This window comes from Terribacillus saccharophilus (genome assembly GCF_046592595.1).
GTDB lineage: Bacteria > Bacillota > Bacilli > Bacillales > Amphibacillaceae > Terribacillus > Terribacillus saccharophilus_C.
This window is the reverse complement of record NZ_JAWVPF010000003.1, coordinates 174,102-185,138: the sequence shown is the minus strand read 5'-3', so window position 1 is coordinate 185,138 and position 11,037 is coordinate 174,102. Positions and strand designations below refer to the sequence as shown.

The following is an 11,037-nucleotide window of genomic DNA, read 5'->3' as shown; positions in this document are numbered from 1 at the left end:
ATATAATTTTACTAGATTAATAGGAAGCGATGATAAAATAACTTTACGTGGGCACTTTGTTATTTTGGAGCTAGTAGTGCAACCGGCCAAATTGATCGATACTGTTTCCCTATGGCCGGAAACAACTACATAACGGAGGAGTGTCCACGATGAAAAAGTTTTTAAGTAAGAAACTGAAATCGGAGAAGGGTTTCACGCTTGTTGAGCTACTTGCAGTTATTGTTATCTTGGGTATTTTAGCTGCGATTGCGATTCCAGCAATTTTAAATCTTATTGGTGATAGCCAGGCTAAAGGTTATAATTCTACAGCTCAACAAATGATTGAAGCTACCCGTTTGGCAGAAGCACAGTCAGAAACAGGTGCTAAATTAGGTAATAACATAACATTAAAAACGTTAATCGATGAAGATTATATTAGTGTTCCTGAAGCGCCAAATGACGGTAAATATGATACTACGAAAAGTAAAGTGACAATTGAAGGCGGACAAATGACAGCTGAGGTATGGCTAGAAGGCGGTAGTGAAGCTGTAGGTACTGCTGGAGCAAGCGCAGAATAAGTTTATATTGTTGGTGAAAATCTCTCATTTTTGAGAGATTTTCGTCTTTACATACGCAAGGAGAGAATGTAATGGAGATAATTTTATCTATCTATTTCATCATACTTGGTTCCGTCCTCGGATCCTTCTACAACGTCGTCGGAATGCGTGTCCCAGAAAAGAAAATGTTCCAATCCGAACGCTCTTACTGTCCAAACTGTCAGAAGCAAATTAAAGCTTATGACCTAATTCCAGTAATCTCTTACATAGCACTACGAGGGAAGTGCCGCAACTGTAAACAGAAGATTTCTCATCTTTACCCTTTTACTGAGCTGGCGACCGGCCTATTGTTCGGATATAGCTTTTATATGATCGGACTGCAGTGGGAACTGGTTACAGCATTCGTATTAGTATCGATGGCAGCGATTCTATTTGTAACGGATATGCGATTCATGCTTATTCCAAATAAGATATTATTCTTCTTTCTTCCTCTATTCATCATTCTCCGTTTCATCACTCCATTAGATCCATGGTGGGATTCGATTATTGGAGCTGCTGTAGCATTTATCTTGCTTTTCCTCGTCATATTACTCAGTCGGGGAGGAATGGGCGGCGGAGATTTGAAGTTGTTTGTAGTGCTTGGTGTCGTGCTGGGATGGAAGGGTGTATTGCTCACTTTCTTCCTATCTTCTGTTATAGGAGCTGTGATAAGTTTAGTTCTTCTATCAGCGAAGGTACTCAAGAGGAAACAGGCTATACCGTTTGGTCCGTATATTTTGCTGGGCGCATTGATCACTTATTTTCATGGTGATGCAATGATTAGCTGGTACATTAATTCATTCTTTTAAATGAGGGAAGAGTATGTTTAAGAAGCAAAGCAAACAATTGTACATCATCATACAGGAAGCGGTTTTGCGTTATATGGCAGGGGAACCGGCTGGATTCCGTAAAGGGAATACTTTCGGCAGTGTAGAACTGCCGGACGGTACAATTCGCCAAGGTAAATTGGAGAATGCAGAACAGCTGACGAAGACTGTTCGGAAATTAGTTGAGGAAAACAGCTGGAAAGGCCGTGACCTATTATTCACGCTGCCTGATCAAGCTGTAACGCTTCGTCAGCATCAGGTTCCGAAACAATTGAAGCGTGAGGAAATCAAGCCGTTTCTGTATACGGAGCTAGAGCATACAATTCAGTTGCCGTTTGAAGATCCGGTTTTGGATTTTGAAGTGCTGGAGGAGGGCGAAGAATATAACACCATCCTGCTGGTTGCTTATCCGGGACAGCGCGTGGAGGCTTATCAACAAGCTTTTAAAGAAGCAGGGCTTCAGCCTGTTGCTGCTGATTTGGCTTCATTATCTCTTTATCGTTTATACATAGAACAGTACAAGGAAACAGCAGAGGATCATTTGCTTCTTTTGCAATGGAATCACAGCGGCTTAATCCTAACAGCATTCCATCAGGATATGCCGTTATTCATTCGTCAGCCACAGACGAGTTTTGGTAATTTGCAGGATCATATGGAGCAGGATTTGTTTTATCAAGAGGAAGCAGACCGTGCTCGAGCGTATTTGGAAGAGCAGCTTACCGAAATCGAGCGGTTCATGGATTTCTATCGTTATTCCGTGATGAATGGTGAAGCTGGTATCACAAAGCTGCTTGTATCCGGCGATTATGAGGAATTGAGTGATGTGATGAACGAGCTTCGGCAGCGGCTGCAGATCGAGACGATCACATTCAGGCAAGAAATGATGGACGAGCTGCCTTTGGCTTATGCTGATGCGCTTGGCCTTTCCATGAAGAAGCTATAAAGGGGACAGAAGAAATGCTCGAAATCAATTTACTTCGAAAACAATCAGAAACGCAGCGTTCCCCGATTCTGTTCCTATGTATCCTTGGCGGACTGATCCTCATTTGTGCTGTGCTATTCACATGGCAATTGCTGGCTGCGAAAGGTCAGCTTTCCGATCTGGAAGCGAAGCAAGCTTCCAATCAGACTCTGCTGGACGCACAGACTACAAATTTAGCCGGTGATAGCGGTACAGCACTGCCATATAGTGTGGAATTGATGGACAGATTGCAATCGCTGGCACCAAAAGAAACAGACTTGATCAGCTACACCAGCCCTGGCACGGAGCCAATTACGGTTACACTGCTGGTTAACAGCACCGATGCTGCTGCGGATTATATTCAACAGGTTCAAGACACAGGGTATGTATCTCGGGCTTCCCTGCAATCCCTGACGCCTCAGGGAGCAGATAGTTTTCAAGCTGTCTTTACGATTACAATCGATCAAGCTGCATGGACAAGTGAGGTGAGTGGAAGATGATGAACTGGTCGGATGCATCCCAGCGTCGCAAAATCATGCTATTTTCCTTTCTGCTTGTCATCTTGCTTACAGTGTTGTGTTTAGTTTTGTATGTTATGCCTTTGAAGAACGAAACAAGCATAGCAGAGACAGCAGTCGCGAACCAGGAAAGACTTCTTGAGGCTTCAGTAGCTCCTGCTGAACAAGGGGAGGTACCAGAGGCACCGCTTGAAAATGAACTGCTGAAAGATTTAGCGAAAATAGCTAACACAAATGATACAACGATCACGTCCATCAATAACGAATCGGAAACTGATTCTGAGGGAACGTACGTTTATCAACTAAGCACCACATCTTCTGATTACAAAGCATTGCACAAGTTCCTTATCGAAGTCGATGGTATGAAACGTAAAGCCGAAATAGAACAAATTGACGTGACAAATGCTTCGGAAAACAGCTATATTGCAACGATAACTTTAAGGGTATTTTATAATCCTGCTTCTTAATTCGTAGAAAAGCGTGTTTGATAGGGTCATCCTGTCGAACACTCTTTTTTTGTCTCGACAGCATTTCTCTTACTTCTATTTTTAGCTGTGCTAGAGTTAGCCCTATCAATAATAAAAGAGGTGCCAGGATGGAAGAGAAAAAGGGATTTTCCGTCAAGATTGGCGGTAAAAAGCAGAAGAAGCAACCGCAGGAGTCAAAAGAAGAGATGATCGGTGAGGGAAGCTACACACTTTATGAAGAAGAAGCTGCTGCAACGGTCGAAAAGGATGTTCCTGTTTTGGATCAATTGAATAAGAAGAAATCAGAAAAAAATGCAGTATCTTTGTCTCCTTTTGCAAAGAAGCTTGCTGCAGCTGCCTTGGGTGCTGCGATCATAGGTGTCGTGCTAGGATTCCTGCTGCTGCGATATACAGCGGGTATTGAATCTGAGACAAGTGGTGTGGCAGCCCCTGTAGCCACAAAGGAAGCCGCGGCTAACGCTGGAGCGTTTAGTGATCTGACAGCTTATGTTGTGCAGGGTGGCGTCTATAATCAGGAGGACATCGGACAGGAAGTCGTCCAAAAGTATGCCGATGCTGGTATTCCAGCAGTATTGTGGGAAAAAAACGGACAATTCTTCTTGCTGACAGGTATGGCTGGATCGCAGGAAGAAGCTGATACACTTGGCTCCCAGCTGCAGGCACAGGGCTACGAAAGCTATGTAAAGCAATGGGATCCTGGAGTCGAGACTGCTAGTGGTGCTTGGCTGGACGAGCTGGCGGTTTTGCTTGCTGCAGGGGATAATCAGGATCCGGCTCTTTGGAAAGCTTGGCAGGAGAAAATTCCGGCGGAAGCAGAGAGTGTGAAAACGGTATCTGATGAAGCAGTCAGTGCTATGGAGTCAGGCACATTTACAGCTAGTATGATGCTGCCGGTATGGCATGAAGCTGCCAGTCTTGCTGCGAATGGTCAATGAAGTTCATTTTTTTGATCTAATTTCTACATTATCTTACAGATAGAATCGGTAAATTTTCTATTTACCAATTTGAATAGAGAACCGTCTTTCGATAAGCTTCTCGTAACCTGTCTGCCACACAGGAATCCGAGTCAGAAGGAAGGCGGTTTTTTGCTGCATACTGAAATGGCGATAAAATCGGTGCCGAAGGAAGATCGTCCCCGGGAAAGGCTGCTTGAGCTTGGGTCTGCTCATTTATCCAATGCAGAATTGTTTGCTATCCTTTTAGGTAGCGGAACGAAGGATGAGTCTGTAACATTGCTTGCGCAGCGGCTTTTGATGCATTTTGAGGGGTTGCAGCTTCTGCGTGATGCAACCATCGAGGAGCTGACAGCTATCAAGGGAATCGGAACGGCCAAAGGAGTGCTGATTTTGGCTGCAATTGAGCTGGGTCAAAGGCTGTATCGGTACAAGCCAGCAGAGCGCTATACGATCCGAAGCCCGAAGGATGGGGCAGATTATGTCATGGAAGAAATGCGTAATCTCAGCCAAGAGCATTTTGTCGTCTTATTTCTCAATACAAAAAATCATATCATCCATCGTCAGACAATCTTCATTGGCAGCCTCAATGCCTCCATTGTTCATCCCCGCGAGATCTTCCGCGAAGCGGTCCGTCGTTCTGCAGCAAGCATCATCTGCGCTCATAACCATCCTTCTGGAGATCCATCCCCCTCCCAGGAAGATATCCATGTTACAAAGCGTTTGCTGGAGTGCGGCAAGATGATCGGAATTGAGCTTTTGGACCATCTAGTCATCGGTGATCGAAAGTTTATATCATTGAAGGAAAAAGGATATCTGTAATTACTATCTATTTTTCTTGTTTTCTCGTATAATTGGAACTAGCTTTGTAGAGAAGCGCCTAGCATGGTACACCTTACTAGCTGGCGCTTCTTCTGATGGTATGCTTTATTACCTTGCAACTATGTCTATTGGATATGATATCTGATATGATAAAGTACAACATAATGAGACAATATATGAAAAGTATGCACTGCTGAAAAGCAGCTTTGCGGAAACACGAACGGACTCGGAAAAGGAGAATTATTGTGGCGAAATTCAGTTTTTCACAAGACCTGGGCATCGACTTGGGCACAGCAAATACATTGGTTTTTGTAAAAGGTAAAGGCGTAGTCGTCCGTGAGCCTTCTGTCGTGGCGACAAATGTAGAAACAGGACAGGTTGAGGCAGTTGGCGGCGACGCTCGCAATATGATTGGCAGAACACCAGGAAATATCCGTGTTATCCGTCCGATGAAAGATGGTGTCATCGCGGATTACGATACAACAGCTACAATGATGAAATATTACATCAAGCAAGCACAGCGTAATCGTTCTTCCTTTGCGAAGAAGCCAAACGTCATGGTATGTGTACCGTCTGGTATCACAATGGTTGAGGAACGTGCTGTTATCGATGCGACAAAACAAGCAGGTGCAAAGGATGCTTTCCCAATTGCTGAGCCTTTCGCTGCTGCAATTGGTGCAGGACTTCCTGTATGGGAACCAACTGGCAGCATGATCGTTGATATCGGCGGCGGTACAACAGAAGTTGCTATCATCAGCTTAGGCGGTATCGTAACGAGCCAGTCTATCCGCACAGCCGGAGATGATATGGATGAAGCAATCATCCAGTACATCCGTAAAACATACAACTTGATGATCGGGGAACGTTCTGCTGAGCAATTGAAGATGGACCTTGGTCATGCTGGAGTACCAGAGACAGATGAAGAAACAGAAATTCGCGGACGTGATTTGCTTACAGGCCTTCCGAAAACAATCAGTGTGAGTGCGAAGGAAATTTCCGGCGCTTTAGCGGATACTGTCAGTGCGATTGTGGATGCGGTTAAGCTTACACTGGAAAAAACTCCGCCTGAATTGGCTGCTGATATCATGGATCGCGGTATTGTCCTATCAGGTGGCGGCGCATTGCTTCGCAATCTGGACAGCGTTATCAGCGAAGAAACAAAAATGCCAGTTTTTGTTGCGGAAAATCCGCTTGACAGTGTAGCTATCGGTACAGGTAAATCACTGGAGTTCATCGAGCATTTCCGTTCACATCCACATGTGTTTTCCAAAGCTACTAAAAATTAAGTTGGGTGAATTATGAATTTCTTTAAGAAAAAAAGGATGTTCTTATTCCTGATCGCAATCATCATCCTTGTCGGACTGATTGGCTTTTCTACCAGGGATAGGAGCAGCCAGACATTACCAGAACAAATAATCAGTGATACCGTAGGGTTCGTGCAGAATATCTTCTCCAAACCTGCACAGTTCACCTCTACGGTAATGACAAATATTAAAGATCTTAAGAACACCTATGAAGAGAACCAGGTACTTAAATCGAAGGTGGACGATTATAAAGGCTTGATGTCCCGCAATCAGGAACTGGAACACCAGTACGATGAATTGCAGCAGACAATTGACAAGTTCAATCAGTACACGTCGATGGATTACAACCCGATTCCGGCTGATGTAATTGTCCGCAGTCCTGAGGGATGGTTCGACCAGCTTACAATCGACAAAGGATCCGACGATGGTGTTGACACCAACATGGCCGTCATGACAGCGAGCGGTTTAGTTGGTAAAGTCGAAGATGTGAGTCGCAGCACAGCATCTGTTCAATTATTAAGCGGATTTAATGAGACGAACCGTATTTCCGCTAGAATTGATGGCGGAGAGAATGAAGACGGCGACGCTCAGGATCCAATTTTCGGTTTGATTGAAGGTTATGATGAGAAAGATGGTATGCTGCTCTTTACAGGTGTAAAGCCCGATTTAGAAGTCAAAAAGGGATCTTTGGTCACATCCTCTGGTCTAGGTGGAGTATTCCCCGAGGGTCTTTCTATCGGTGAAGTGGACTCGGTCGAACTGGATGAGTATGGTTTATCTCAAACGGTTCATGTCAAGCCTACTGCGGACCTGTATGACATCGATAAGGTTTTAGTTATAGATGCTGCATCGGAAGACGCTTCGTCAAGCAACGGAGATGAGGGTCTGTGATGAAGAAGCTATATCTGCCATTGATCATGCTCTTGATCGTTTGTTTTGAAGGAGTTGCCACCGCCATGCTGCCAGAGCAGTTCATTGGCGGTGACACTTGGCTTATTCCGCATTGGAGTCTTTTATTCCTTGTACTGATCGCTATGCTGTATGACTTGGATAATTCGTATTACAGTCTGTTATATGCACTTATCTTCGGGCTCCTGAAAGATATCGTTTATACAGATATGCTTGGTGTTTATATGTTCACATATGGTTTCAGCATCTACTTGATCCTGGAACTGCGCAGAGTGCTGCATGGCAATATACTTGTAGCAGCATTGCTCGGAATGCTGTCGATTGTTTTTGCCGATATGATCGGCTATTTTATCTATCATTTGATTGGCATCACGCCGCTGGGATTCGGTACGTACTTACTGCACCGTCTCTTGCCGACACTCGGTGCCAACCTTATCATGCTTGTAATCTTGTATCTGATTTTCCACAAGCCTCTGCAGAAATGGTCCGATTCGCAGCTTAGAAGAACGACTAGCTTATAGAGAAGAAAATCAGACGACGAACGGAGGTGACCATCTTGATTGGAAACAAACAAATCATCACGATCAAAGGTACCCGGGAAGGGTTGTCCTTGCATATGGATGATGCCTGCTCTTTCGAGGAATTACTGAAGGAATTGGAAGAGAAGCTTGCTGCTAATCGTATTGATTCGGCTGATCACCTAGTAGGTGTACATATTCAATTGGGCAACAGGTATTTGTACAAGGAGCAGGAGGAAATCCTCCGTAAGATGATTACGAGTAAACAGCGCCTAAAAATTGAATCCATCCATTCTGATGTCATAACGAAACAAGCGGCACATGAGTGGAAGGAAGAAGCAGAAGTGAAGGCTGTCAGTCGCGTCGTCCGTTCTGGTCAGGTACTGGAAGTGAAGGGTGACTTACTGCTGCTTGGTGATGTGAATCCCGGGGGGCGTGTGACAGCTACCGGAAATATTTTCGTCATGGGGAATCTGCTCGGGATAGCGCATGCCGGCAAGGAGGGCAATGCTGATGCTGTCATCGCTGCTTCTTACATGAATCCGACGCAGCTTCGGATAGCGGACTATATCAGCCGCGCGCCCGATCATGAGACGGATGGTGTTTATATGGAATGCGGACATATCGATGATGAACAGGAAAAGATCATCATTGACCGTTTGCAGTCAGTGATTCGCAAACGTCCGGGCATCAGCAGTTTCGAGAGGAGAATGTTAAATGGGTGAAGCAATCGTTATTACATCCGGTAAGGGAGGAGTAGGAAAGACAACTACTTCTGCCAATCTGGGAACAGCGCTTGCACTGATGGAGAAAAAAGTATGTTTGATTGATACGGATATCGGTCTTCGGAATCTGGATGTTGTGATGGGTCTTGAAAATAGAATCATCTATGACATCATCGATGTAATTGTCGGCAGATGCGCGCTGAAGCAGGCGTTGATCAAAGACAAGCGTTTCGATCATCTTTACTTACTGCCAGCTGCCCAAACAAGCGATAAAACGGACTTGACACCTGATGGGATGGAAAAAATCGTAGCCGAGCTGAAGCCGGAATTCGATTACATCATCATTGATTGTCCGGCCGGTATCGAGCAGGGCTATAAAAATGCTGTAGCAGGAGCGGATAAAGCGATTGTCGTCACCACACCGGAAAAACCGAGTGTACGTGATGCGGACCGTATTATCGGCTTGCTGGAGCAGGAGGATATCGAACCTCCTAAACTGATCGTCAACCGGATCCGTAACCATATGGTGCAAGAAGGCGATATGCTGGAAGTGGATGAAATTGTCCAAGTGCTATCGATCGACTTACTTGGTATTGTTGCGGACGATGAAGAAGTCATCAAAGCTTCCAATCATGGAGAGCCGGTTGCTTTTCATCCGAATACGAAAGCGAGTATTGCCTATCGCAATATCGCACGGCGAATTCTTGGTGAATCAGTACCGCTTATGAGCTTTGAGAGTGAAAAAGGCATGTTCAGCCGTCTGAAAAAACTTTTTTCCAAAAGTAAATGAACTTATGGTAAACTCGTAGCTCTGGTAGAGTTACGAGTTTTTTTATGTCCATTACAAACAAGGGGAATGTACAACATGACATGGGATATTTTCAGTATTATAGGTACTGCAGCATTCGCAATTAGTGGTGCCCTCGTCGCTATGGACGAGAAGTATGATGTATTCGGCGTTTATATTTTGGGTTTTGTGACTGCATTTGGCGGAGGAGCAATCCGTAACTTGTTGATCGGCTTGCCGGTCTCTTATTTATGGTCCCAAACGACTTTATTTTATATATCACTTATCTCCATTACTATCATCCTGATCTTTCCAAAGCTCATGAGTTATTCATGGAAAAAAGCTGGTTTATATGCGGATGCAATTGGACTGGCGGCATTCGCTATTCAGGGAGCACTGCATGCTGCCAGTCTTGATCATAGTCTGCTAGCCATAATGGTTGCTGCTTTCCTGACAGGAAGCGGAGGCGGCATACTTCGGGATGTACTGGCTGGCAGGAAACCTTATGTGTTCAAAGCGGAAATTTACGGAAGCTGGGCAGCTTTGGCTGGACTTGTTATTGGGCTTGGAGCATCTGATCATCCCATCTTGCTATATGTTTTGTTTGCCGCGATCATTTTCCTGCGTATTTTTTCTTTCCATCGGAAATGGCAGCTGCCAGTACCGAAGATGCATTATCAATGAAGATCAGCAAATTTGCTGATCTTCTTTTGCTATAATAAGGAAAAAGGGGGATGACAATGAGCGGGGAGCATCATCCATAACAACAGGGCGAGTACAATATACGCTCTCCTCCCGCTTTACTTGAATGCTAGCTAACAAGTAAAAGGAGGAGATACGATGGAACTATTTGATCAATTGTTAGAAGACAGCAATAAAGCCTTTACAGGTTGGGACTTTTCTTTTATTGAAGATACCGGCCGGGTTCAAAATGAACTTTTGCCATGGTCATATGGCAGTAAAGCACGGAAATATCTGTTCGGAGCAAAAAGCATGCTTGATATGGGAACAGGCGGCGGGGAATTTCTGTCTAAGCTGCTGCCGCTGCCAGATTACACTGCGGCGACAGAGGGCTACTTGCCGAACGTGCCAGTTGCCAGGAAGAGGCTGGCTCCATTAGGAGTGGACGTCATTCAAATTAAAGAAGATGATCAATTGCCATTCGTGGATGGGTCATTTGACATCATCTTGAACAAACATGAATCTTACGATGTAAGCGAAGTAAGACGAGTGCTGAAACAAAATGCTGTCTTTCTAACGCAGCAGGTAGGTGGAACAGATTGCACAGAACTAAATCAGCTGCTAGGGGCGCCGCTCAATCCCATGTATCAGAATTGGAACTTGCAGGCAGCGGTCGCAGAACTGGAAGGTCGTTTTAGCCTATTAGAGTCAGCAGAAGCTTTTCCCTCTATGCGCTTTTATAGGGGCAATCATATATTATCTGAAGGCAATTCCATGGCAAGTGCCTCAATTCACAGTGGATTCTCACCGTGAGGCTTTATATGACTTGCATCTTTTTATTGAGAAAAATGGGTTCCTGGACGTTCGGCAGCATCGTTTCCTTTTAGCTGCCAGACCGAAGTGATGTATTGCCTCCCTAACTGGGAGGCTTTTTAAGCTTGTTTTAATAACTCGTCCTCTTTCTTCATA

Annotated in this window: 13 protein-coding genes, 1 pseudogene and 1 riboswitch; all 14 genes and pseudogenes read left to right on the top strand. The window is 44.7% G+C overall.

Annotated features, from left to right (window positions below):
- Nucleotides 1–14: 14 nt before the first annotated feature.
- Nucleotides 15–97: riboswitch (cyclic di-GMP riboswitch) on the top strand.
- Between the two features lie 52 nt (nt 98–149).
- The 14 genes and pseudogenes from SFC25_RS05980 (at nt 150) to SFC25_RS05915 (ending at nt 10,972) form a co-directional block, all read left to right on the top strand.
- The gene (locus SFC25_RS05980; protein ID WP_411214391.1) at nt 150–557 is read left to right on the top strand and encodes a prepilin-type N-terminal cleavage/methylation domain-containing protein; all 408 of its coding nucleotides are present in this window, start codon (nt 150–152) and stop codon (nt 555–557) included.
- 71 nt (nt 558–628) lie between these two features.
- Nucleotides 629–1,384 (top strand): prepilin peptidase, encoded by a 756-nt coding sequence (locus tag SFC25_RS05975; RefSeq protein ID WP_411214390.1) that lies wholly within the window; start codon nt 629–631, stop codon nt 1,382–1,384.
- Nucleotides 1,385–1,397: 13 nt separating this feature from the next.
- The gene (gene pilM, locus SFC25_RS05970; protein WP_411214389.1) at nt 1,398–2,345 is read left to right on the top strand and encodes a type IV pilus biogenesis protein PilM; all 948 of its coding nucleotides are present in this window, start codon (nt 1,398–1,400) and stop codon (nt 2,343–2,345) included.
- 14 nt (nt 2,346–2,359) lie between these two features.
- Nucleotides 2,360–2,863 carry a hypothetical protein gene (locus tag SFC25_RS05965; protein WP_411214388.1) on the top strand — a complete coding sequence of 168 codons (504 nt, stop codon included), beginning with the start codon at nt 2,360–2,362 and terminating at the stop codon, nt 2,861–2,863.
- Nucleotides 2,860–3,348 (top strand): hypothetical protein, encoded by a 489-nt coding sequence (locus SFC25_RS05960; RefSeq protein WP_411214387.1) that lies wholly within the window; start codon nt 2,860–2,862, stop codon nt 3,346–3,348. Before SFC25_RS05965 ends, SFC25_RS05960 begins: the two co-directional genes overlap by 4 nt.
- A 128-nt stretch (nt 3,349–3,476) precedes the next feature.
- A complete protein-coding gene (locus SFC25_RS05955) occupies nt 3,477–4,304 on the top strand; it encodes an SPOR domain-containing protein (RefSeq protein WP_411214386.1) in 828 nt (275 codons plus the stop codon).
- Nucleotides 4,305–4,469: 165 nt separating this feature from the next.
- Nucleotides 4,470–5,144 carry a RadC family protein gene (gene radC, locus SFC25_RS05950; protein ID WP_411214590.1) on the top strand — a complete coding sequence of 225 codons (675 nt, stop codon included), beginning with the start codon at nt 4,470–4,472 and terminating at the stop codon, nt 5,142–5,144.
- A gap of 245 nt (nt 5,145–5,389) precedes the next feature.
- Nucleotides 5,390–6,430, top strand: coding sequence for a rod shape-determining protein (locus SFC25_RS05945; protein ID WP_411214385.1), 1,041 nt, complete (start codon nt 5,390–5,392; stop codon nt 6,428–6,430).
- Nucleotides 6,431–6,442: 12 nt separating this feature from the next.
- Nucleotides 6,443–7,339: a rod shape-determining protein MreC gene (gene mreC, locus SFC25_RS05940; protein ID WP_411214384.1), complete on the top strand. Its 897-nt coding sequence runs from the start codon at nt 6,443–6,445 to the stop codon at nt 7,337–7,339.
- Nucleotides 7,339–7,878 (top strand): rod shape-determining protein MreD, encoded by a 540-nt coding sequence (mreD, locus tag SFC25_RS05935; RefSeq protein WP_411214383.1) that lies wholly within the window; start codon nt 7,339–7,341, stop codon nt 7,876–7,878. Before mreC ends, mreD begins: the two co-directional genes overlap by 1 nt.
- 35 nt (nt 7,879–7,913) lie before the next feature.
- Complete coding sequence (gene minC / locus SFC25_RS05930) at nt 7,914–8,600, top strand: septum site-determining protein MinC (RefSeq protein WP_411214382.1); 687 nt, start codon at nt 7,914–7,916, stop codon at nt 8,598–8,600.
- Nucleotides 8,593–9,390: a septum site-determining protein MinD gene (gene minD, locus SFC25_RS05925; protein WP_411214381.1), complete on the top strand. Its 798-nt coding sequence runs from the start codon at nt 8,593–8,595 to the stop codon at nt 9,388–9,390. The genes minC and minD overlap by 8 nt, the downstream gene beginning before the upstream one ends.
- 75 nt (nt 9,391–9,465) lie before the next feature.
- A complete protein-coding gene (locus SFC25_RS05920; RefSeq protein ID WP_411214380.1) occupies nt 9,466–10,071 on the top strand; it encodes a trimeric intracellular cation channel family protein in 606 nt (201 codons plus the stop codon).
- Nucleotides 10,072–10,227: 156 nt separating this feature from the next.
- A pseudogene (locus SFC25_RS05915) lies at nt 10,228–10,972 on the top strand (class I SAM-dependent methyltransferase).
- Nucleotides 10,973–11,037 lie beyond the last annotated feature (65 nt).